This window comes from Mycobacterium sp. MYCO198283, assembly GCF_021213805.1.
In the GTDB taxonomy this organism is placed as follows: domain Bacteria; phylum Actinomycetota; class Actinomycetes; order Mycobacteriales; family Mycobacteriaceae; genus Mycobacterium.
In genome coordinates, this window is sequence record NZ_JAJQJI010000002.1 from 99,463 (window position 1) to 120,322 (window position 20,860).

Consider the following 20,860-nt stretch of genomic DNA (forward strand, 5'->3'; position numbering starts at 1 on the left):
GTTCGCCCGAACTCAGGACGTCGCCGGGGCCGGCACGCGGCCGGCGTGCCCGCCGGTGTCCATCCTGGCGGTGTTGATCCGCAGGAACACCAGCCACGTCACCACGGCGCACACCACGTAGAAGCCGAGGAAGACCCAGAACGCGTTGGTCGCCGACTTGGCGTCGCCGACGTAGGAGGCACGCAGCACGACGTTGATGAACACGCCGCCGAGCGCGCCGACCGCGCCGGCGAACCCGATCAGCGCACCCGACATGCTGCGCGACCAGGCGGCCTTCTCGGCGCGGCTCCAGTCCTCGCGGCCCTGCGCCTTGGCCTCGAAGATCGACGGGATCATCTTGTAGGTCGAGCCGTTGCCGAGCCCGGACAGCACGAACAGCAGGATGAACCCGGCGACGTAGGCGGCCAACTGCCCGTCCGTCGCCGCGCCGGGGGTGGCGTCGTCGAGCGTTCCGGCGGTCACCAGGATGCCGCCGGCGAAGATCATCGCGATGAACACGTTCAGCGTCACCTTGCCGCCGCCGATGCGGTCGGCGAGCTTGCCGCCGAACGGTCGGGCGATCGACCCGAGCAGCGGGCCGATGAACGCGATCTGGGCGGCGTGCAGCGACGCCTGCGCGGGGGTGTCGCCACCGGCGAGGTAGTTGATCTGCAACACCTGGCCGAAGGCGAACGAGAACCCGATGAACGAGCCGAACGTGCCGATGTAGAGGAAGCTCATCACCCAGGAGTGCTTGAACCGCAACGCTTCTGCCAGCGCACCCAGGTTGGAGCGCTGGTCGGCGAGGTTGTCCATGAACAGCGCGGCGCCGGCCGCGGCGACGGCGATCAGCACCAGGTAGATGGCGCAGACGACCTCGGGCGCGGTGTTGCTGACCGTCGCGATCACCAGCAGGCCGATCAGCTGTATCACCGGCACGCCGATGTTGCCGCCCCCGGCGTTCAACCCCAGTGCCCAGCCCTTGAGCCGCTGCGGGTAGAACGCGTTGATGTTCGTCATGGACGACGCGAAGTTGCCGCCACCCACGCCCGCGAACGCCGCGACCACCATGAAGGTGGTGTAGGAGGTGCCGGGCCGCGTCATCGCCCACAGCGTCAGCAACGTCGGGATCAGCAGCAGCAGCGCGCTGACCACCGTCCAGTTGCGGCCGCCGAACTTCGCCGGCGCCACCGTGTACGGGATGCGCATGATCGCGCCCACCAGCGTGGGGACCGCCACGAGGTAGAACTTGCCGGCCGCGTCGATGTGGTACGTCGACTGCGGCATGAACAACACCATGACCGACCAGATCGACCAGATGGAGAAGCCGACGTGTTCGGCCACGATCGACCAGATCAGGTTGCGCCGGGCGATGCGCGCGCCCCCGGCTTCCCACGCCGCCACGTCCTCGGCATCCCAGTGTTCGATGGTGCGGTTTCGCCTCACAATGCTCACGAGAGCAGGTTTACGGGGCGCTGATTCGCCGTCCGTTGCCCCGGGATATCGGATGTGTCAACAGCACCTCACAGTCCGGGTCGCCGGGGCGTGAGGCTCGCGGCGGGGTCAGAGCGCGAGCCGCACCAGGGCGGCGGTGCGGGCCAGCCCGGGGAACGCGGCGGCGGTGGAGCGGGGGTGCAGCGCGTGCACCGCCAGCCGGAACATCAAGGCGCGCAGCAGCATCTGCGGCCACTCCGGCATGGAGCTCCAGCGCTCGATGAGCCCGTCGTCGGCCTCGCCCCAGGACAGCGCGTCGACCACCGCGACGGCTGCTCCCCACGACGCCGGGCGCCAGTACGGCGTGATGTCGGTGAGGCCGGGGGCCGCCGTCCCGGAGAACAGCACGGTGCCGTACAGGTCGCCGTGCACCAGCTGGCTGGGGCTGCGGGTGGGCCGGCGCAGCGTCGCGAGCTGGTTGATCAGCTCGATGGACCGCTTGCCGTCGGCCGACCCGGGAGACACCTCGGCGCCGGGCGGCAGCGACTTGAGCGGCCGCTCCTCCCAGGCCGCGCGGTCGGCGGCGATGAACACGTCGACGTCGGCCCACGGCACCTGCGGCGGCTGGGTGAGGAAGCGGGGCCGCTCGAGTTTCGCGGTGGCCTCGTGCAGCCGCACCGCCACGCTCACCACCTCGTCGTGGCGGGGCTCGGGCGTTCCGGCGACGAAGGTGTCGGCGCGCCACCCGGCCACCACATACCGGCCGTCGGTGGAACGCACGGGCCGCGCGAGCCGCACGCCGTCGACGAACAGCGTCTCGCGGACCTTTGCCGACCAGGCCGCGCGGGCGTGATCGGCCACCTGCGTGAACACCACCTCGCCGCACCGCCAGCCCCCGTCGACGATGACGTCGAGCGGTTCGGGCACCGCCCCGGCCAGCCCGAACGCCGCCAGCACGTGCTCCGGAGGCGATTCGGCGGTCACGGGGATCACGCTACCGAGCAACCACTTCGACGCCCTTCGGTGCCGGCGGAGTGTCGCCGCACCGTTACCGGAGTGTGCTCAGTACATCACCATGTCGGGTTCGAACTGCTTGGCCCACGCGGTGATGCCGCCCTGCAGATGCAAGGCGTCGGCGAAGCCCGCGTTCTTCACCGCGGCCAGCGCCTCGGCCGAACGCACGCCGGTCTTGCAGTACAGCACCGCGGTCCGGTCGTGCGGCAGTTTCGCCAGCCCGTCGCCGGACTCCAGCGAGGACTTCGGGATGAGTTCCGCGCCGGCGATGTGGTTGATGTCCCACTCGACCGGCTCGCGGACGTCGATCAGCGCGATGTCCTTGCCGGCGTCGAGCATCTCGCGCAGTTCCCGCGGCGTGATGGTCGAGCCCTTCGCGGCCTGCGCGGCGTCGTCGGACAGCACCCCGCAGAACGCCTCGTAGTCGATGAGCTCGGTGATCTTCGGCGTCGCCGGGTCCTTGCGGATCTTGATGGTGCGGTAGCTCATCTCGAGCGCGTCGTAGACCATCAGCCGGCCCAGCAGCGGCTCGCCGATGCCGGTGATCAGTTTGATCGCCTCGGTGCCCATCACCGACGCGATCGACGCGCACAGGATGCCCAGCACGCCGCCCTCCGCGCACGACGGGACCATGCCCGGCGGCGGCGGGACCGGGTAGAGGTCGCGGTAGTTGAGGCCCCGCCGCTCCCCGCCGGGCCCGTCGGGGGCGTCCTCCCAGAACACCGACACCTGGCCCTCGAAGCGGTAGATCGAGCCCCACACGTACGGCTTGCCGGCCAGCACGGCGGCGTCGTTGACCAGGTAGCGGGTGGCGAAGTTGTCGGTGCCGTCGAGGATCAGGTCGTAGTCGCCGAACAGCTCGACGGCGTTGTCGGGTTCCAGCCGCACCTCGTGCAGCACCACGTCCACCAGCGGATTGATCTCGCGGATCGAGTCGCGGGCGCTCTGCGCCTTGGGCCGGCCGATGTCGGACTGGCCGTGGATGATCTGCCGCTGCAGGTTCGACTCGTCGACGACGTCGAACTCGACGATGCCGAGGGTGCCCACCCCGGCCGCGGCGAGGTAGAGCAGCGTCGGTGAGCCGAGCCCGCCGGCGCCGATGACCAGCACGCGGGCGTTCTTCAGCCGCTTCTGGCCGTCGAGCCCGAGGTCCGGGATGATGAGGTGGCGGCTGTAGCGGGCGACCTCGTCACGGGTCAGCTCGGCGGCGGGTTCCACCAGCGGCGGCAGCGGTGAGGACACCGGACACTCCTCGCACGAAGGGTTGGGGCACTTCGGATCAACCGTAGATCGCCGGTGAAGCTTCCCGGGGTCAGGCGATGGGATAGGGCCAGGGGTTGAACCGGCACACGCGGTCGTTGGGCTGCACCCACTCGGGGTCGAACCGCGCGGCGTCGTTGTTGTTGGTCGAGAAGGTCTGCTGCATCATGATCGGGGCGAGCGCGCCGTTCTCCGCGCACGGCTCGTGGCGCTGATAGCCGATGGCGTGTCCCACCTCGTGGTTGACCAGGTACTGCCGGTAGGAGCCGACGTCGCCCTGGAAGGGCACCGCGCCCCGCACCCACCGCGCCTCGTTGACGAACACCCGCGGCTGTGCGTCGGCCCCGAACGCCGGGTTGTAGCAGGACGCCTCGAGCGGGATCTCGTAGCCGCAGCCCTCGCGCACCGTCATCGGCGAGGTGAGCGAGACCCGGAAGTCCGGCGGCTCCGGCGACCCGCCGTCGACCCGCAAAAAGGCGAACTGCGGATTGTGGGTCCAGCTCTTGGGGTTGTCGAGCGTCTCGCTGACCATCCGCCCGAACGCCTCGTCACCCCCGAACGACGTGGTGTCGACGCCGTCCTCCACCTCGACGGTGTAGCGGAACACCTTCGCCGTGCCCTGCCCGACCTGCTGCGTCGTGCCGGGCACGATGTGCCAGGTCCGGGCGCCGGCCTCGGAGTAGGGCCCGCCGGCGGGCAGGATGCCCGTCGGCAGGTTCGCGTCGAACTGCGTCAGTCCCTTGGGCGGTGCGCCGACGATCGCGGTGCCCGACGCGCCGAGGGTCGGCGGCCCCTGCACCGGCCCCTCCGCCACGGCCCCGTCGTCGGATTGCCCGGCGCCGGTGAGGGTCTGGGCGATCACCAGCACGGTGATGACCGCCAGCACCGGCAGCGCGTAGGCCCGCCAGCCGTAGGTGGCGACGAAGCGGCCGAGCCAGCTCTGCTTGCGCCACTGCCGGCGCTCGTCGCGGTTGGATCGCGTGCGCCCCGAGTCGTCCGCGACCGGATCGCGCTGCGCGCGCAGCGGCTCGCGCCACTCACTGTGCAGCGCGGGCACGCGGCCGGGCCCGCGGCGCTCGGGACCCGCTGGTCCGCCTCGCGCCCAGGGGTCGTAGGTCACCGAACCAGCATTCCACAGGCCTCACGCGGCCCGCGGCAAGCGCGCCGAGCGCCTGCCACCCGGGGGTGGCGGAGTAAGGTCGGGCTTTCGACACCCGCGAAGAGCACCTAGAGATGCTGAGGTCTTGATGAGCGATCTCACCAGGACGACCGACCGCCGACCGACCCGTGCGGCCCGCGTCGACGACCTGGCCGGCGAGCAGAGCGCCACCAATCGTCGCGGCAACCGGCTCCCCCGCGGCGAACGCCGCGGTCAGCTGTTGGCGGCTGCCAGTGAGGTTTTCGTCGACCGCGGCTACCACGGTGCCGGCATGGACGAGATCGCCGACCGCGCCGGGGTGAGCAAGCCCGTGCTGTACCAGCACTTCCCGGGCAAGACCGAGCTCTACGCCGCCGTCATCACCAAGCACCGGGAGAACCTGGTGTCGGGGGTGCGCCAAGCGCTGCGCACCACCACCGACAACCGGCGCCGGCTCTCCGCGGCCGTGCAGGCGTTCTTCGACTTCATCGAGCACGACAGCCAGGGCTACCGGCTGATCTTCGAGAACGACCTCGTCGGGGAACCCGAGGTCACCCGGCTCATCGAAGGCGCCACCGACGACTGTGTGGACGCCGTGTTCGACCTCATCAGCCACGACTCCGGTCTCGATCCGCACCGCGCCCGAATGATCGCCGTCGGGCTGGTCGGCATGAGCCAGGTATGCGCCCGCTACTGGGTGCAGGCCGACCGGCCCATCTCGAAAGAAGCCGCGGTCGAGGGCACGGTCGCCTTCGCCTGGGGCGGGCTGTCACACGTGCCGCTCAACCGCGGCTGACAACGCCCGCGCTCAGCTGGTGAAGCCCACCCGGCGCACGTCGGCGGCGCCGATCTCCACGTAGGTGATCTTGGCGGTCTGCACGAGGAAGCGTCGGCCGCGCTCGTCGGCGAGCTTCAGCACGTCGCTGCCCCCGGCGAGCGCCTCGGTGACCAGCTGCTCCACCTCGTCCTGCGTCTGCGCACTGGCGACGACGAGCTCCCGAGGGCTGTCTGCGACACCGATCTTGATTTCCACGCTGGGGGCCTCCATGGCTCGATCCGACTTATTGGCAGGCTAGTGGACGGCCGGCGGGCCGCTCGCCGGCTGGGCGAGGGTTCAGGCGAGCCCGAGTTCGGCCATCCGCTCGGCGTGGGTGCGCTGCAGCCGGTCGAAGAACTCGCCGAGCTGGGTCAGTCCGCCCGAACCCGACAGCACCAGATCGGTCAGCTCGTCGTGTTCGGCGAGTACGTACTGCGCCTGGGTGATCGCCTCGCCGAGGAGCCGCCGCGCCCACAGCGTCAGCCGGTTGCGCTGCTGGCCGCTGGTCGTGACGACGCCGCGCACCTCGGCGAGCACGAACTGCGAGTGGCCGGTCTCGGCGAGCACGGCCCGCACGACGCCGGCGACCTCGTCGGGCAGCACGTCGGTGATCTCGCGGTAGAAGTCGGCCGCCAGCGCGTCGCCGATGTAGGCCTTCACCAGCGCTTCGAGCCAGGTGCTCGGGGTGGTGAGCCGGTGGTAGTTCTCCAGCGCCGAGGCGTACCCCGCCATCGCCGGGATGACGTCGATACCGCGGCGCTCCAGCGCATCGCGCAGCAGCTCGTAGTGCGCCATCTCGGCGGCGGCCATGCTCGCCATCGCGATCCGGCCGCGCAGGTCGGGCGCCATGCGCGCCTCGTCGGTCAGCCGGTAGAACGCCGCGATCTCGCCGTAGGCCAGCAGCGCGAACAGCTTGTCGACACCCGGGTGGTCGGCGGCGATGCGCGGCCGCGCCTCGTCGAGTGATCCCGCCGACGACGCTGCTGGCTGACTCGACGACATGGCCACACTGTAACGGCCGGCATCCCCTTCCCCGGTGCCGACGGCCGGAGCCGGTAGACTGGGCACAGGTAGAACCTCTACCAGGCAATGTGCGTGCACGCAGTTCGGGCCGCCCCGGAGATTCTCCGGAGCGCCGGCCCCGCCGATCGGCAGCAGTTCCGTCAGCTCGTGCGCGCGGAGAACCGCTCACGAATTGACCATCGGAAGGCTGTACCGAGCCCATGGCAGACACTGAAACCACCACCACCACCCCGCCGACGTTCGCCGAGCTCGGCGTGCGCGAGGAGATCGTCCGCGCCCTCACCGAGAAGGGCATCGAGCACCCGTTCGCGATCCAGGAACTGACCCTGCCGCTGGCGCTCGCCGGCGACGACCTCATCGGCCAGGCCCGCACCGGCATGGGCAAGACCTTCGCGTTCGGGGTGCCGCTCCTGCAGCGCATCACCACCGACACCGACCGGCCACTCACCGGGGTGCCGCGCGCCCTGGTCGTGGTGCCCACCCGCGAGCTGTGCCTGCAGGTCTTCGGCGACCTGACCACCGCGGCGCAGTACCTGCGCGCCGGCGACCGCCCGCTGTCGGTGGTCTCCATCTACGGCGGCCGGCCCTACGAGCCGCAGATCGAATCGCTGCAGCGCGGCGCCGACGTCGTCGTCGGGACGCCGGGCCGGCTCCTCGACCTGGCGCAGCAAGGCCACCTGCAGCTCGGCGGGCTCTCGGTGCTGGTGCTCGACGAGGCCGACGAGATGCTCGACCTCGGCTTCCTGCCCGACATCGAGCGCATCCTCAAGCAGATCCCCGCCAGCCGGCAGTCGATGCTGTTCTCGGCCACCATGCCGGACCCGATCATCACCCTGGCCCGCACCTTCATGAACCGCCCGACGCACATCCGCGCCGAGGCGCCGCACTCCGCGCAGACCCACGACACCACCGAGCAGTTCGCCTACCGCGCGCATGCGCTGGACAAGGTCGAGCTGGTCAGCCGGATCCTGCAGGCCGAGGGCCGCGGCGCGACGATGATCTTCACCCGCACCAAGCGCACCGCGCAGAAGGTGTCCGACGAGCTCGCCGAGCGCGGCTTCAAGGTGGGCGCCGTACACGGCGATCTCGGCCAGATCGCCCGCGAGAAGGCGCTGAAGGCGTTCCGCACCGGCGAGATCGACGTGCTCGTGGCCACCGACGTCGCCGCCCGCGGCATCGACATCGACGACGTCACGCACGTCATCAACTACCAGATACCGGAAGACGAGCAGGCCTACGTGCACCGCATCGGCCGCACCGGCCGCGCGGGCCGCACCGGCGTCGCCATCACGCTGGTCGACTGGGATGACATGCCGCGGTGGGCGATGATCGACAAGGCGCTGGGCCTCGGCACGCCCGAACCCGTCGAGACCTACTCCAGCTCGCCCCACCTGTACGAGGAGCTGAAGATCCCCGCCGACGCGGGCGGTTCCATCGGCACGCCGCAGCGCACGTCGTCGCGGCGGGCGCCGGCAGCCAGGCCCGCGTCGGAGGACGGCGCCGCCCGGTCCCGCCCGGCCCGCGACCGCAACCGCCGCCGCACCCGCGGCGGGCAGTCCGCCACCGGTCACGTCGCCGCGCCGGACACCGCGGCGGACGCCGCACCGGCCGAGGCCCCGGCGGAGTCGGCCGACGGGACGCGCAGCGGCAGCAGCCGGCGCCGCCGCCGCCGCGGTCCCCGCAAGCCCGCCGACTCCGCGGCCGGCACCGGCTAGTCCCGCGGCGGCCCGCGAAGAGCCATGATCAGACCCGAGCGCCGCACCCGGGGCGACCTCGTCGCGGCGGCCGCCATCGCCCTCGTCGTCGTCCTCGTCGGCGCCGGCATCTGGTGGACCAGCGACGCCCGCGGCACGGTCAGCCGGCCCGCCGCCGCGCCCGCACCCGCCCTCACCGACGCCGGCGCGGTACCGGGCCGGCTCCGACCGCTGTGGAGTGCGGCGTCGCCGGAGACCACCTCACCCGTCGTCGTCGGCGGGACCGTCGTGACCGGTGCGGGCCGCGAGGTGGCGGGCCGCGACCCGAACACCGGGTTGGCGCGGTGGACCTACGCCCGCGACCGCGAGCTGTGCGGCGTGACCTGGGTGTACGACTACGCGCTCGCCGTCTACCCCGACGACCGCGGCTGCGGCCAGGTGAGCGGCATCCGCGGCGACGACGGCCGGCGCGGCCCGTCGCGCACCTCCTACGCCGACCCGGCCGTGCGGCTGTCCACCGACGGCACCAGCGTGCTCAGCGCCGGCGACACCCGGCTGGAGCTGTGGCGCTCCGACCTGGTGCGGTCGCTGTCCTACGGCACGCTCGACGCCCCGGTCAACCCGTCACCGTTCCCCGGGCCGGCGTGCCGGTTCGTGTCGAGCGCCGGCGCCACGTCGGCGGTGTCGGTGCTGGAGGACTGCCCCGACGCCGCGGACCTGCGCCTGACGCTGCTGCGGCCCGCCGACGACGAGGACAAGCCGACGCGCAAGACCGTGCCGCTGCCCGGGGTGCGCCCCGACTCCGGCGCCGCGGTGGTCGCGGTCGCCGACGTGCGCACCGCCGTCTACCTGCCGACGCCGAGCCCGCACGTCGCGGTCTACGACGACACCGGCACCGTCATCGCCGACACCCTGCTGCCCCGCGCGCCGACGGCCGGCGGCGTCACCCGTGCCGGCAACCTCGTCACCTGGTTCACCGGGGATTCGGTGATGGTGTTCGACTACTACCTCACCTACAAGTTCACCGTCGCGTCCTCACCGACGTCGGCGCCGGTCGGACCCGCGACCATGATGGCCGGGAAGCTCTTGGTGCCCGTGACCAACGGGGTGGCCGTCCTCGACGCCGCGACCGGTGCGGGCGGCGGCGTGATCCCGCTGACCCGCGAGCCGGGAGTCCGCGTGGTCCCGGCGGTCGCCGGGACCACGCTGCTGGAACAACGCGGGGACATGCTGGTGGGGCTGGGGCCCTGACCGGTCACATCTCCGGGGTGAACGTGGCGAGCGGCTTGCCGGACTTCCAGTGCTTGCGCAGCGCGGCGGCCAGTTCGCGGTAGGCCATGGCGCCCTTGTTCTTGCGGCCCGCCAGCACCGACGAGCCCGACGCGCTGGCCTCGGCGAACCGCACGGTCCGCGGGATCGGCGGCGACAGCACCGGCAGCTGGTAGCGGTCGACGACGTCGAACAGCACGTCGCGACTGTGGGTGGTCCGCGAGTCGTACAGCGTCGGCAGCGCCCCCAAGAGCGTCAGGTCCGGATTGGTGATCGCCTGCACGTCGGCCACCGTGCGCAGGAACTGGCCGACGCCGCGGTGCGCCAGCGTCTCGCACTGCAGCGGCACGATCACCTCGTCGGCGGCGGTCAGCCCGTTGAGGGTCAGCACCCCCAGCGACGGCGGGCAGTCGATGATGACGACGTCGTAATTGCTGCTGATCTTGGTCAGCGCCCGCTTGAGCGCGTGCTCGCGGCCGGCGCGCATGAGCAGCATGGCCTCGGCGCCCGCCAAGTCGATGTTGGCCGGCAGCAGCGACATGCCCTCGGCGGTCTCGACCAGCGCCACGTCGGGCTCGACCTCGCCGAGCAGCACCTCGTGGACCGACACCGGCAACTTGTCCGGGTCGTGGCCCAGCGAGAACGTCAGCGAGCCCTGCGGGTCGAGGTCGACGAGCAGCACCCGCAGCCCGCTCTCGACCATCGCCGCCCCCAGCGACGCCACCGTCGTCGTCTTGGCGACGCCACCCTTCTGATTGGCCACCGCCAGCACCCGGGTCACGGTGCAATCCTGGCATGGCCGGCCCGGCGGTGCCCCGCCCTTGCGGCACAATCGGTGCGGTGAGTCCCGACGCGCACCGGTTGGTCCTGCTGCGCCACGGCGAGACCGAGTGGTCCAAGGCAGGGCGGCACACCAGCCGCACCGATCTCGACCTCACCGCCGACGGCCGTCGCAAGGCGGCCGCCGCGGCGCCCGCGGTGGCGGCCCTGCAGCTGACGGACCCGTGGGTGGTGAGCAGCCCGCGGCGACGCGCCCGCGACACCGCACAGCTCGCCGGGCTGCATGTCGACGAGACGACCGAGCTGCTCGCCGAGTGGGCCTACGGCGACTACGAGGGCACCACCACCGACGACATCCGCCGGACCGTGCCCGACTGGCTGGTCTGGACGCACGGCTGCCCGGGCGGCGAGAGCGTCGCGCAGGTGTCTGCGCGCGCCGATCGCGCCGTCGACTACGCGCTGGCCCGGCTGGCCGAGCGTGACGTGGTCTTCGTCGGGCACGGTCACTTCTCGCGCGCCGTCATCACCCGCTGGGTGGAACTTCCGCTGGCCGACGGCATCCGCTTCGCCATGGGCGCCGCCACACTGGCGGTGTGCGGCTTCGAGCACGGCACCCGGCAGGTGGCGGCGCTCGGGATCTCGTCGTGAGCTTCCTGCTGCTGGGCCCGTCGCAGACCGTGGTGGCCGACGGTGCGGCCGCCCGATATCCGGACATCGCCGACGCGCAGACCGCCCTGCGGGCCGGCCGGGCGCCGATGGTGGTGGGCGCGTTGCCATTCGACGTCCGCCGGCCCGCCGCGCTGGTGACGCCGCAGAGCTACCGCGTCACCGCGACGGCCGCCCGGCGGGCCGCCGGTACGTTGCCGGCGGTGCGGATCGACGCCGAGATCCCCTCCCCCGCGCAGCATCTGGACCGGATCCGGGCGGCGCTCGACGCGCTGCGCGACCCGGCTCGCGGGCTGCAGAAGGTGGTGCTCGCCCGCTCGCTGCGGCTCGGCTGCGACGCCCCGCTCGATCCCCTCACCCTGCTGTACCGGCTCGCCGCCGCCGATCCCGAAGCCCACGCCTACCTCGTCGACCTGTCCGCGGCCGGTGGGAGGCACGGTGGCCGAACGCTGGTCGGCGCGAGCCCGGAGCTGTTGGTGGTGCGCCGCGGCGACACCGTGTGCTGCCGGCCGTTCGCGGGCTCGGCGCCGCGCGGGCCGACACCGGAGGCCGACGCCCAAAGCGCTGCGGCGCTGGCGTCGTCGGCGAAGAACCGCCACGAGCATGCGTTGGTGGTCGACGCCGTCCGCGCGGCGCTCACGCCGCTGTGCCGGGAGCTGGAGATCCCCGACGAGCCGCAGCTGAGCCGGACCGCGGCGCTGTGGCACCTGGCCACCCCGATCACCGGCCGGCTGCGCGAACCGGCCACCACCGCACTGGATCTCGCGCTCGCGCTGCACCCGACGCCCGCTGTCGGCGGCGTGCCCACCGCGGACGCCGTCGACCTGATCGCCGAACTGGAGGGCGATCGCGGGTTCTACGCGGGCGCCGTCGGCTGGTGCGATTCCGGCGGCGACGGCCGCTGGGTGGTGGCCATTCGCTGCGCGGACGTTGCCGCCGACGGGCGGTCGGCGCACGCCTATGCCGGCGGCGGCATCGTCGCCGAATCCGATCCCGACGACGAACTCGCCGAGACCGCAACGAAATTCCGCACCGTCCTCACCGCGCTGGGAGTGCCGACATGACCGTGACGATCCGCCGGGCCGTGCCCGGCGACGAGGTCGAGCTGACCGCGCTGGTCCACGAGCTCGCGGCGTTCGAGGACGCCGCCGACGAGTGCACCCTGACCGCCGAGGCGCTGGCGCGGGCGCTGTTCGGCGAGACGCCCATCGTCTGCGGCCACGTCGCGGAGGTCGACGGCCAGGTGGCCGGCGGGGCGCTGTGGTTCGTCAACTACTCCACCTGGGACGGCGAGGGCGGCATCTACCTGGAGGACCTGTTCGTGCGGCCGCCGTTCCGCCGCCACGGCGTCGGCCGCCGCCTGCTGTCGGCGCTGGCCCGCGAGTGCGTCGACCGGGGCTACACCCGGCTGACGTGGGCGGTGCTGGATTGGAACACCGGCGCGATCGCGCTGTACGAGGCCGTGGGCGCCCGCCACCAACGCCAGTGGCTGACCTACCGGGTGTCGGGTCCGGCGCTGTCGGAGCTGGCCGGCTGATCGTCCACCCCGGCCGCCCAGCGCACCGCGGCCGGGGAGAACAGCAGCGCCAGCGCCAGGACCGCGACGATTCCCACCGGGATGCCCAGCTCCGGCCGGTGCGAGCCGACCGCCATGTACCAGCAGACCGGCAGCAGCAGCAGGTTCGCGAACACGGCGATGCCGCGGCCCCACCGCCGCCCGGTCCACAGCGCCCAGCCGCCGGCCGCCACGGCACCGGCGACCAGCACGAACCACAGCGCCGTCCCGAACGAGATCTGCTGATCGTGGCCGGCGAACCCCAGCGCCGCCAGCAGCACCGCGATGCCGATGCCCACCGCACCCTCCGCCGCGACCACGCCGCCGGCACGGCGGACAACAGCCGGTGGGCGCGGGTTCACCGCATCAGCGTACGACCTCGATAGGGTGGTGCTCCGTGCGTGCCGTGCTGATCGTCAACCCGAACGCCACGTCGACCACACCGGCCGGGCGCGACCTCCTGGCGCACGCGCTGGAGAGCCGGGTGCAGCTCACCGTGGCCCACACGGACCGCCGCGGGCACGCCGTCGACATCGCCGCCCAGGCCGCCCGCGACGGCGTCGACGTGCTGATCGTCCACGGCGGCGACGGCACCGTGAACGAGGTGGTCAACGGGGTGCTGGGCGCGCCGGGCACCCCGGCGCCGCCGCACGCCCCGGCGGTCGCCGTGGTGCCCGGCGGCTCGGCGAACGTCTTCGCGCGTGCCCTGGGCATCAGCGCCGACCCGATCGAGGCCACCAACCAGCTCGTGATGCTGCTCGGCACCCAGCCGCCGCGCCGGATCGGCCTGATGGACTGCGGCGAGCGCTGGGCGGTGTTCACCGCGGGCATGGGCGTCGACGGCGACGTGGTCGCCGCGGTCGAGGCGCAGCGCGCGAAGGGGCGCAAGGTGACCGCCTCGCGCTACATCCGGGTGGCCGTGCGGGAGATGCTGGCCAGCGTGCGGAAGGAACCGACGCTCACCCTCGAGCTGCCCGGCCGGAAACCCGTCGCGGGCGTGCACTTCGCGTTCGTGTCGAACGCGAGCCCGTGGACGTACGCGAACAAGCGACCCATCTGGACCAATCCGGGCACCACCTTCGACACCGGGCTCGGGGTGTTCGCCATCACCAGCATGAACGTCGTCGCCAACCTGCGGCTGGCGCGGCAGATGTTCGCCAAGTCGCCCAATCCCGTTGCGCGGCACCTGATCCGCGACGACGACCTGGCGCAGGTGCGGGTGACGTCGACCACACCGGTGGCGTGCCAGATCGACGGCGATTACGTCGGATTGCGTGAAACCATGTCGTTCCGGTCCGCGCCGGCTGCGCTGGCGGTCGTCGCACCACGGCCCGAAGGCAGCTGACCAGCGACGATGTGGTTCACGAACCGGAATTCGGGCGCAGGTAGACTGGAGCGTAGCCCATCGGGGTAGCCACGCGGTGAACGCCTCCCCCGAGTGAGATAGACCACGTGTGATCGAAGCGCTCTTGACATCTGTTGAGCCTGTGAAAATATCGGATGCAACAGTGCAGAAACATTACGAGTGCACGCGTTAACAACAGCCGAAGAAATCGACCGTGTGCTCTGCTGCGCACGCATAAGGAGAACTTTCATGGATTGGCGCCACAAGGCGGTCTGTCGCGACGAGGACCCGGAGCTGTTCTTCCCGGTGGGAAACAGCGGGCCGGCACTCGCCCAGATCGCTGACGCAAAGCTCGTCTGCAACCGTTGTCCGGTGACCACCGAGTGCCTGACCTGGGCGCTCGAGTCCGGTCAGGACGCCGGGGTGTGGGGCGGCATGAGCGAGGACGAGCGGCGCGCGCTGAAGCGCCGCAACGCGCGGACGCGGGCCCGCACCGGGGTCTGACACTCCGCAGCGCTTTTCGGACCAGCCGGCCGGTGACACGTTCACCGGCCGGCTGTTTCGTGCGTGGGTGCGGCGGTGGCTACGGGACGGTCCGGGCCGCCGCGCGCCGCCCGATCGGTATGCGCAGGGTCACCTCGGTGCCGCCGGCCGGCCCGTCGTGCATGCCGAGCGAACCGTCGAGCTCGGCGGACACCAGGGTGCGGACGATCTGCAGGCCCAGCCGGTCCGCCTTCTCGAGGCTGAACCCCGTCGGGAGGCCGCGGCCGTTGTCGGCGACCACCACGTCGAGCCAGCGGGCCGACCGCTGCGCGCGGATGGTGACGATTCCCTGCGCGGTGTCGTCGAATCCGTGCTCGAGCGCGTTCTGCACCAGCTCGGTGATCACCAGGATCAGTGCGGTGGCCCGGTCGCCGTCGAGCAGCCCGAGCGCCCCCTCCCGGTTGATCCGCATCGGCGCGTCGACGCTCGCCACGTCGTTCATGATCGGCAGGATGCGGTCGATCACCTCGTCGAGGTTGACCTCCTCGTCGACCGACATCGACAGCGCATCGTGGACCAGCGCGATGGACGACACCCGGCGCACCGATTCCAGCAGCGCCTCGCGGCCCTCGGCGTTGTTGGTGCGCCGCGCCTGCAGCCGCAGCAGCGCCGCCACGGTCTGCAGGTTGTTCTTGACGCGGTGGTGGATCTCGCGGATGGTCGCGTCCTTGGACAACAGCGCCCGGTCGCGGCGCTTGACCTCGGTGACGTCGCGGATGAGGACCGCGGCGCCGGCGGCTTCCCCGTGCACCACCAGCGGCAGCGTCCGCATCAGGATGGCCGCACCGCCGGCCTCGACCTCCATGCGCATGCTGGAGCCGCCCGCCAGCGAATCCCGAATGTGGGTGGCCAGTTCCTGCGCCTCGAACGGATCGGAGATGAGCGGGCGGGTGACGGCCACCAGGTTGTGGCCCTCCAGCTCCGACGACAACCCCATGCGGTGGTATGCCGACAGCGCGTTGGGGCTGGCGTACACCACGGCGCCGGCGCCGTCGAGGCGGATGAAACCGTCACCGACCCGCGGGCTGGACCGCGACATCGCGGCGTCGCCGACATTCGGGAACGTCCCCTCCGACAGCATGTGCAACAGGTCGGCGGCGCAGTCGAGGTACGCCAGCTCCAGCGGGCTGACGCTGCGCCCGTCGGCCAGCGCCGTGCGGTGGGTGAGCACCGCGACCACCCGGTGGCCGTGCCGCACCGGCACCGCCTCGACGTTCAGGCCGATTCCGCTCGAGGACTGCTCGCCCGCGGTCCGCCGGATGACACCGGAGGTGAAGGCCGCCTGTAACACAGGTTGTTCGGCGGGTTCGGCGACGGTGCCCACGGCGTCGGACAGCACGGCCGTCGGTGCCGTGTTCGGCCGGCACTGCGCCACGCACACCAGCGACCCGTCATCGCGCCGCACCCACATCAGGTAGTCGGCGAACGACATGTCCGCCAGCAACTGCCATTCCCCCACCACGGCGTGCAGGTGGTCGACGGCGTCGCCGGGCAGCACCGTGTGCTCGGCGAGCAGTTCACCGAGGGTCGACATGGCTCAGCGGCGGGCGGGGTGCGGCGCGTTCAGGAGATGACGGCGATGAGGTCGCCCGCCTGGATGACGTCGCCGACCGACACGTTGACGGCGGTCACGGTGCCGGCCACCTCGGCGATCACCGGGATCTCCATCTTCATGGACTCGAGCAGCACCAGGGTGTCGCCCTCACCGATCTGGTCGCCCTCGTGGACGACGACCTCGAGCACACTGGCCACGATCTCCGCGCGCACGTCCTCGGCCATCTCACCCCACTTCGCTAAGCCCGGCCCTGCTGTCGACCCAATCGAACCACAACCCGCCCGGGCGGGGTTGTCGCCAGGTCGTGAGACACTGGGATGAACCCGCCCGCTCCGGGCGCCCGCGACGAGACGAAACCGAGGTGCAGCCATGGCCAAGCGTGGCCGTAAGAAGCGCGATCGCAAGCACAGCAAGGCCAACCACGGCAAGCGGCCCAACGCCTGACCGGCCGGCGACGCCCGAGGCTCAGCCGCGCCCGACGATGGTGGTGCGGCTGATCTCGAGCATCAGCCGCTGCCGCAACCCGTCCGGCGCGCGCTCCCCGCTGCACTTGGTGGCGATGAGCTTCTTCAGCCGTTCCTCCAGGCCGTAGTGCCGTAGGCAGGCCGGGCATTCCTCGAGGTGGTGCCGCAGCTGGTCGCGGGTCTCCGGCGTGCATTCGCCGTCCAGCAGCGTCCACACCTCGGCGAGCACGGCTGCGCAGTCCGGGTGCTCCGGATCGACCTGGGGGCGCGGCGCGCAGTCCTTCTCGTCGCGGATCTCGTCGCTCATGACGACACCTCCGTGCGCGTGCGGTTGAAGCCACGTTCCTGGGCGACGTCGGCCAGCAGCTCCCGCAGCTGCCGGCGGCCGCGGTGCAGCCGGGACATCACGGTCCCGATGGGCGTATCCATGATCTCGGCGATCTCCTTGTACGGGAAACCCTCGACGTCGGCGTAGTAGACCGCCATCCGGAAGTCCTCGGGCAGGGCCTGCAGCGCCGCCTTGATGTCGTCGTCGGGCAGCGTCTCCAGCGCCTCAACCTCGGCCGAACGCAACCCTGTCGAGGTGTGCTCGGCGTTGGCCGCCAGCTGCCAGTCGGTGATCTCCTCGGTCGGGTACTCCGCCGGTTGCCGCTGCTTCTTGCGGTAGGAGTTGATGTAGGTGTTGGTCAGGATGCGGTAGAGCCACGCCTTGAGATTCGTGCCCTCGCGAAACGACCGGAAACCCGCGTAGGCCTTCACCATCGTTTCTTGCAGCAGGTCCTCGGCGTCGGCCGGGTTGCGGGTCATCCGCAGCGCGCCGCCGTAGAGCTGGTCGACCAGCGGGATGGCGTCGCGTTCGAAGCGCGCCGTCAGCTCGGCATCGGTCTCGACGCGTTCGGCGCCGGCATCCGATGCGCCGGGCTCGCCGTCACCGTCGGTCATCGCGGTCCCTTCTTCGGCGGCGGCTGCGGCGTCCCACGTGTTCGCCGGACGCTCGAGTATCACCGTCGACACTGCAATCCCCTTCGTCGATCCTACGGGCGACACCGCTCACGGCACGGCCAACCCCTGATCGATCGGCATAACAGCGCCGGGCGCGCCGCTGTTCCCCCGACATTCGCCGCGACCTAGGCTGACCTCCATGGCACACGGACCGCTGGCCGGTAAGACGATGTTCATCTCGGGTGCGAGCCGCGGAATCGGGCTGGCGATCGCCAAACGCGTCGCCGCCGACGGGGCGAACGTTGCGCTGGTCGCCAAGACCGCCGAACCCCACCCCAAGCTGCCGGGCACCGTCTACACCGCGGCGCAGGAGATCGAGGACGCCGGCGGCCGGGCGCTGCCCATCGTCGGCGACATCCGCGACGGCGACTCGGTGGCGGCCGCGGTGGCCAAGACGGTCGAGGAGTTCGGCGGGATCGACATCTGCGTGAACAACGCGTCGGCGATCAACCTCGGGTCGATCGAGGATGTGCCCCTGAAGCGGTTCGACCTGATGAACGGCATCCAGGTGCGCGGCACCTACGCCGTGATCCAGGCGTGCATTCCCCACCTCAAGGGCGGCGACAACCCGCACATCCTGACGCTGTCACCGCCGCTGCGCCTGGAACCCAAGTGGCTGACGCCGACGCCGTACATGATGGCGAAGTTCGGCATGACGCTGTGCGCGCTGGGCGCCGCGGAGGAACTGCGGGAGGCGGGCGTCGCGTCGAACACGCTGTGGCCCCGCACCATGGTCGCCACCGCCGCCGTGCAGAACCTGCTCGGCGGCGACGAGGCGATGGCCCGCTCCCGCAAGCCCGAGGTGTACGCCGACGCCGCCTATGCGGTGCTGACCCGACCGGCCCGCGACTACACCGGCCAGACGCTGCTGTGCGAGGACGTGCTGCTCGACGCCGGTGTCACCGACCTGTCGCAGTACGACTGCGTGCCGGGCTCGGAGCTGGGCGTCGACTTCTGGGTGGACGGCCCGAACCCGCCGGGCTACGCGGGCTGACGCCACCGGCGATCAGGTTGCGGCGATCAGGTTGCGGCAGAAAGGATTCCGCGCCCGATCGCCTCGCGGACCACGGGGAGGGCGGCGTCGGCCAGCGCACCGGCGTCCACACCGTGGTGCGCGGCGAGCAGGTCGATCAGCGTGCCGAGCGGCACCTCGCCGCGGCACCCCGCCAAGAGCGCCCGCGACACCTCGTCGACGCCCAGGACGGCGCCGGGACCGCCGGGCCGGCGCACCGCCGCGCCGACCACCTGCCAGCCGTCGGGGCCCGGCAGCGACTGCTCCTCCAGGAACACCGGCGCCGTCGACAGCCGCGCCGCCAACAGCTGCGCGTTCGACGTCTCGTGCAGGTACTCGCGGCGGGCGAAGAACGCCTCGACCTCCGGGCCGGTCAGCGCCTCGTCGGCGCCGGTGATCGCCTCGACGACGTGCTCGGGGTCGCGGTGCTCGCCCGGGCGCGGGGCGCGCAGCACCACCACGCCCATGCCGACGCCGGCGATGCCCTCGGCCTCGAACCAGTCCAACCAGTCCCGGCCGCGCCGCGCGGCCGCCTCGGGCGGTTCACCGGCATCGGACGTCCACAGCGAGACGTAGCTGATCGGGTCGGCGAATTCGCGCTGCACCACCCAGGCGTGCAAGCCGGTGCCGGCGAGCCACCCGGTGACCCGCTGCTGCCAGTTCGCGGGGTCGCGCACGATCCAGTTGGCCATCAGCTGCGCGGTGCCGCCGGGCGTCAGGTGGTCGTGGGCCTCGCGGATCAGCTGCTCGCTCAAGCCGTCTCCGACCATGCCCGAATCCCGGTACTGGTAGTCCAAGGCGCCGGTGCCGACGACGAACGGCGGATTGGACACCACGAGGTCGAACCGCTCGCCGGTCACCGGCTCGAACAGGCTGCCGGGCCGCAGGTCCCACGCCATGCCGTTGAGCCGCGCGGTCGCGGCGGCCAGTGCCAGCGCCCGCTCGTTGGTGTCGGTGGCGACGATCTCGTCGCAGTGCGCGTGCAGGTGCAGCGCCTGGATGCCGCACCCGGTGCCCAGGTCGAGCGCCCGCTGCACCGGGCTGCGGATCACCGCGTGCGCCAACGTGATCGACGCGCCGCCGATGCCCAGCACGTGGTCGCGGCTTACGGCGCCGGGGCGGGTGGCGGCGTCGAGGTCCGACACCACGAGGAAGTCGCGGGCGCCGTCGCCGTGAGGGCGGATGTCGAGCGCGGCCCGCAGCGTGCCGGTGCCGCCGGACTCGAGGACGCCAGCGTCCCGCAGTGCGTCGAGATCCACGGTCGGGAAGGCCGCCGCGACCCGGTCCCGCGGTTCGTCGGCGCCGAGCAGGAACAGCCGCACCAGCGTCGCCAGCGGACGGTCGGTGCGTTCGGTGACGCGCTGCGCCGACCACCACAGCCCGCGGCTGAACGCGGCGCTCGCGTCGGCACCCAGCAGTGCCGCGACGCCGTCGGTCGTGTAGTCCGCGGCCCGCAGATCCGCTCCGAGGGCGTCGACGACCGCGGCGGAACCCAACGGCGTCACAACAGGGTCGCCTGCTCGGGTTCGGGTTCCCCGGTCGCCGGTTCGATCAATTCCGGTCCGTTGTTGCGGATGTTGTTGACCAGCGTCGACACCTGCCGGATCTCGATGCGGTCGAGGTCGCCGTGGCCGCGCAACAGCCCCTCGTCGACCGGCGCGTCGGGGTCGAGCCAGCGGTCCCAGTCGGCGGCGCTGACGGTCAGCGGCATGCGGTCGTGGATCTCGGCGAGCGGACCGGCGGCGTCGGTGGTGATGATCGTGCAGCTCAGCAGCGGCGGTGTGTCCGGTGACGCACCCTTCGGCCGCCACGTCGACCACAGGCCCGCCATGAACAGCGGCTCCCCGTCGGCGGCGTGCAGAAAGAACGGCGTCTTCGACCCCTTCGCGCCCTTCCACTCGTACCAGCCGTCCATCGGCACCAGGCAGCGCTTGGCCTTCGCCGCCGACCGGAACGCCGGCGAGGTGGTGATGGTCTCGGCCCGGGCGTTGATGAGCAGCGGTCCCTTGGTCTGCGGTGCGCCGTCGGCGGTGGCCGCGGCCCACGGCGGGACGAGGCCCCACCGCATGAGCCGCACTCGCCGGGTGGGGTCGTCGTCGGGCTCGCTGTGGCGGCGCACCACGGTGGCGATGGTCGTCGTGGGCGCGACGTTGAAGTTGGGCGCCGGTGGCTGCGCCTGCTGATCGGTGGCCTCGTCGATCGCCTGGATCTTCTGCGCCAGCAGGGCCGGATCGGTGGTGACCGCGAATCGACCGCACATGACTTCATGGTGGCAGAGCGCTCGCGCGCCGCGCAGCCCCGCTTGGCAGG

The 20,860-nt window shown here is 71.8% G+C and carries 24 protein-coding genes; 10 read left to right on the plus strand and 14 right to left on the minus strand.

Features of this window, described 5'->3' with window-relative positions; all coding sequences use genetic code 11:
- Window positions 1-12 precede the first annotated feature (12 nt).
- The 4 genes from LV457_RS04625 to LV457_RS04640 all read right to left on the minus strand — a co-directional run bounded on the left by LV457_RS04625 (window position 13) and on the right by LV457_RS04640 (window position 4,807).
- Window positions 13-1,434, minus strand: a complete 1,422-nt coding sequence (locus LV457_RS04625; RefSeq protein ID WP_232169364.1) for a NarK/NasA family nitrate transporter — start codon at window positions 1,432-1,434, stop codon at window positions 13-15.
- Between the two features lie 108 nt (window positions 1,435-1,542).
- Window positions 1,543-2,397: a TIGR02569 family protein gene (locus tag LV457_RS04630; RefSeq protein WP_232169365.1), complete on the minus strand. Its 855-nt coding sequence runs from the start codon at window positions 2,395-2,397 to the stop codon at window positions 1,543-1,545.
- A gap of 78 nt (window positions 2,398-2,475) precedes the next feature.
- Entirely contained in the window at window positions 2,476-3,669 is a 1,194-nt protein-coding gene (gene moeZ / locus LV457_RS04635) for an adenylyltransferase/sulfurtransferase MoeZ (protein WP_232169366.1), read from the minus strand.
- Between the two features lie 70 nt (window positions 3,670-3,739).
- Window positions 3,740-4,807: a DUF3152 domain-containing protein gene (locus tag LV457_RS04640; RefSeq protein ID WP_232169367.1), complete on the minus strand. Its 1,068-nt coding sequence runs from the start codon at window positions 4,805-4,807 to the stop codon at window positions 3,740-3,742.
- A 127-nt stretch (window positions 4,808-4,934) separates the two neighbouring features.
- Here LV457_RS04640 and LV457_RS04645 point away from each other — a divergent pair, with 127 nt between their 5' ends.
- Window positions 4,935-5,621 (plus strand): TetR/AcrR family transcriptional regulator, encoded by a 687-nt coding sequence (locus LV457_RS04645; protein ID WP_232169368.1) that lies wholly within the window; start codon window positions 4,935-4,937, stop codon window positions 5,619-5,621.
- A gap of 12 nt (window positions 5,622-5,633) precedes the next feature.
- On the opposite strand, the gene LV457_RS04650 is transcribed toward LV457_RS04645, so the two are convergent.
- Complete coding sequence (locus LV457_RS04650) at window positions 5,634-5,873, minus strand: DUF3107 domain-containing protein (protein WP_232169369.1); 240 nt, start codon at window positions 5,871-5,873, stop codon at window positions 5,634-5,636.
- Window positions 5,874-5,939: 66 nt separating this feature from the next.
- Window positions 5,940-6,644, minus strand: coding sequence for a ferritin-like fold-containing protein (locus LV457_RS04655; protein WP_232169370.1), 705 nt, complete (start codon window positions 6,642-6,644; stop codon window positions 5,940-5,942).
- A gap of 221 nt (window positions 6,645-6,865) precedes the next feature.
- Here LV457_RS04655 and LV457_RS04660 point away from each other — a divergent pair, with 221 nt between their 5' ends.
- Together LV457_RS04660 and LV457_RS04665 are read left to right on the plus strand one after the other, a co-directional pair.
- Window positions 6,866-8,380 (plus strand): DEAD/DEAH box helicase, encoded by a 1,515-nt coding sequence (locus LV457_RS04660; RefSeq protein WP_232169371.1) that lies wholly within the window; start codon window positions 6,866-6,868, stop codon window positions 8,378-8,380.
- Between the two features lie 24 nt (window positions 8,381-8,404).
- Window positions 8,405-9,610, plus strand: a complete 1,206-nt coding sequence (locus LV457_RS04665) for a hypothetical protein (RefSeq protein ID WP_232169373.1) — start codon at window positions 8,405-8,407, stop codon at window positions 9,608-9,610.
- A gap of 4 nt (window positions 9,611-9,614) precedes the next feature.
- On the opposite strand, the gene LV457_RS04670 is transcribed toward LV457_RS04665, so the two are convergent.
- Window positions 9,615-10,409, minus strand: coding sequence for a ParA family protein (locus LV457_RS04670; protein ID WP_232169375.1), 795 nt, complete (start codon window positions 10,407-10,409; stop codon window positions 9,615-9,617).
- Window positions 10,410-10,468: 59 nt separating this feature from the next.
- On the opposite strand from LV457_RS04670, the gene LV457_RS04675 reads away from it, so the two are divergent.
- From LV457_RS04675 to LV457_RS04685, 3 genes are read left to right on the plus strand one after another with little or no spacing between them, the layout of a single operon-like run.
- Window positions 10,469-11,056, plus strand: coding sequence for an acid phosphatase (locus tag LV457_RS04675; RefSeq protein ID WP_232169377.1), 588 nt, complete (start codon window positions 10,469-10,471; stop codon window positions 11,054-11,056).
- Entirely contained in the window at window positions 11,053-12,138 is a 1,086-nt protein-coding gene (locus LV457_RS04680) for an isochorismate synthase MenF (RefSeq protein ID WP_232169379.1), read from the plus strand. The genes LV457_RS04675 and LV457_RS04680 overlap by 4 nt, the downstream gene beginning before the upstream one ends.
- Window positions 12,135-12,611: a GNAT family N-acetyltransferase gene (locus LV457_RS04685; RefSeq protein ID WP_232169380.1), complete on the plus strand. Its 477-nt coding sequence runs from the start codon at window positions 12,135-12,137 to the stop codon at window positions 12,609-12,611. Before LV457_RS04680 ends, LV457_RS04685 begins: the two co-directional genes overlap by 4 nt.
- On the opposite strand, the gene LV457_RS04690 is transcribed toward LV457_RS04685, so the two are convergent.
- Window positions 12,569-12,991 carry a hypothetical protein gene (locus LV457_RS04690; RefSeq protein ID WP_232169381.1) on the minus strand — a complete coding sequence of 141 codons (423 nt, stop codon included), beginning with the start codon at window positions 12,989-12,991 and terminating at the stop codon, window positions 12,569-12,571. The genes LV457_RS04685 and LV457_RS04690 overlap by 43 nt on opposite strands.
- A gap of 35 nt (window positions 12,992-13,026) precedes the next feature.
- Between LV457_RS04690 and LV457_RS04695 the strand changes: the two genes are divergently transcribed.
- Complete coding sequence (locus LV457_RS04695; protein WP_232169382.1) at window positions 13,027-13,974, plus strand: diacylglycerol kinase family protein; 948 nt, start codon at window positions 13,027-13,029, stop codon at window positions 13,972-13,974.
- 249 nt (window positions 13,975-14,223) lie between these two features.
- Window positions 14,224-14,478 (plus strand): transcriptional regulator WhiB1, encoded by a 255-nt coding sequence (gene whiB1, locus LV457_RS04700; protein ID WP_232169383.1) that lies wholly within the window; start codon window positions 14,224-14,226, stop codon window positions 14,476-14,478.
- Between the two features lie 79 nt (window positions 14,479-14,557).
- On the opposite strand, the gene LV457_RS04705 is transcribed toward whiB1, so the two are convergent.
- Entirely contained in the window at window positions 14,558-16,051 is a 1,494-nt protein-coding gene (locus tag LV457_RS04705; RefSeq protein WP_232169384.1) for a sensor histidine kinase, read from the minus strand.
- A gap of 29 nt (window positions 16,052-16,080) precedes the next feature.
- On the minus strand, window positions 16,081-16,296 hold the full coding sequence (locus LV457_RS04710) for a biotin/lipoyl-binding carrier protein (RefSeq protein ID WP_232169385.1): 216 nt from the start codon (window positions 16,294-16,296) through the stop codon (window positions 16,081-16,083).
- Between the two features lie 145 nt (window positions 16,297-16,441).
- Between LV457_RS04710 and LV457_RS20265 the strand changes: the two genes are divergently transcribed.
- Window positions 16,442-16,516: a 50S ribosomal protein bL37 gene (locus tag LV457_RS20265; RefSeq protein ID WP_011728008.1), complete on the plus strand. Its 75-nt coding sequence runs from the start codon at window positions 16,442-16,444 to the stop codon at window positions 16,514-16,516.
- A gap of 21 nt (window positions 16,517-16,537) precedes the next feature.
- Here the strand turns inward: LV457_RS20265 and rsrA are convergent, their stop codons facing one another.
- Both rsrA and LV457_RS04720 read right to left on the minus strand, forming a co-directional pair.
- Complete coding sequence (rsrA, locus tag LV457_RS04715; RefSeq protein WP_232169386.1) at window positions 16,538-16,843, minus strand: mycothiol system anti-sigma-R factor; 306 nt, start codon at window positions 16,841-16,843, stop codon at window positions 16,538-16,540.
- Window positions 16,840-17,478, minus strand: a complete 639-nt coding sequence (locus LV457_RS04720) for a sigma-70 family RNA polymerase sigma factor (RefSeq protein WP_232169387.1) — start codon at window positions 17,476-17,478, stop codon at window positions 16,840-16,842. The genes rsrA and LV457_RS04720 overlap by 4 nt, the downstream gene beginning before the upstream one ends.
- Window positions 17,479-17,677: 199 nt before the next feature.
- On the opposite strand from LV457_RS04720, the gene LV457_RS04725 reads away from it, so the two are divergent.
- A complete protein-coding gene (locus LV457_RS04725; protein WP_232169388.1) occupies window positions 17,678-18,532 on the plus strand; it encodes an NAD(P)-dependent oxidoreductase in 855 nt (284 codons plus the stop codon).
- Window positions 18,533-18,558: 26 nt separating this feature from the next.
- Here LV457_RS04725 and LV457_RS04730 read toward each other — a convergent pair whose 3' ends face one another.
- Window positions 18,559-20,055 carry a methyltransferase gene (locus tag LV457_RS04730; RefSeq protein WP_232169389.1) on the minus strand — a complete coding sequence of 499 codons (1,497 nt, stop codon included), beginning with the start codon at window positions 20,053-20,055 and terminating at the stop codon, window positions 18,559-18,561.
- On the minus strand, window positions 20,052-20,810 hold the full coding sequence (locus LV457_RS04735) for an SOS response-associated peptidase (RefSeq protein ID WP_232169390.1): 759 nt from the start codon (window positions 20,808-20,810) through the stop codon (window positions 20,052-20,054). The genes LV457_RS04730 and LV457_RS04735 overlap by 4 nt, the downstream gene beginning before the upstream one ends.
- Window positions 20,811-20,860 lie beyond the last annotated feature (50 nt).

Bases quoted from the DNA above. Each gene is read 5' to 3' on its own strand.
- LV457_RS04645 (WP_232169368.1), top strand. From the start codon at position 4,935: ATGAGCGATCTCACCAGGACGACCGACCGCCGACCGACCCGTGCGGCC.
- LV457_RS04650 (WP_232169369.1), bottom strand. From the start codon at position 5,873: ATGGAGGCCCCCAGCGTGGAAATCAAGATCGGTGTCGCAGACAGCCCT.
- LV457_RS04655 (WP_232169370.1), bottom strand. From the start codon at position 6,644: ATGTCGTCGAGTCAGCCAGCAGCGTCGTCGGCGGGATCACTCGACGAG.
- LV457_RS04660 (WP_232169371.1), top strand. From the start codon at position 6,866: ATGGCAGACACTGAAACCACCACCACCACCCCGCCGACGTTCGCCGAG.
- LV457_RS04665 (WP_232169373.1), top strand. From the start codon at position 8,405: ATGATCAGACCCGAGCGCCGCACCCGGGGCGACCTCGTCGCGGCGGCC.
- LV457_RS04685 (WP_232169380.1), top strand. From the start codon at position 12,135: ATGACCGTGACGATCCGCCGGGCCGTGCCCGGCGACGAGGTCGAGCTG.
- whiB1 (WP_232169383.1), top strand. From the start codon at position 14,224: ATGGATTGGCGCCACAAGGCGGTCTGTCGCGACGAGGACCCGGAGCTG.
- LV457_RS04705 (WP_232169384.1), bottom strand. From the start codon at position 16,051: ATGTCGACCCTCGGTGAACTGCTCGCCGAGCACACGGTGCTGCCCGGC.
- LV457_RS04710 (WP_232169385.1), bottom strand. From the start codon at position 16,296: ATGGCCGAGGACGTGCGCGCGGAGATCGTGGCCAGTGTGCTCGAGGTC.
- rsrA (WP_232169386.1), bottom strand. From the start codon at position 16,843: ATGAGCGACGAGATCCGCGACGAGAAGGACTGCGCGCCGCGCCCCCAG.
- LV457_RS04720 (WP_232169387.1), bottom strand. From the start codon at position 17,478: ATGACCGACGGTGACGGCGAGCCCGGCGCATCGGATGCCGGCGCCGAA.
- LV457_RS04725 (WP_232169388.1), top strand. From the start codon at position 17,678: ATGGCACACGGACCGCTGGCCGGTAAGACGATGTTCATCTCGGGTGCG.
- LV457_RS04735 (WP_232169390.1), bottom strand. From the start codon at position 20,810: ATGTGCGGTCGATTCGCGGTCACCACCGATCCGGCCCTGCTGGCGCAG.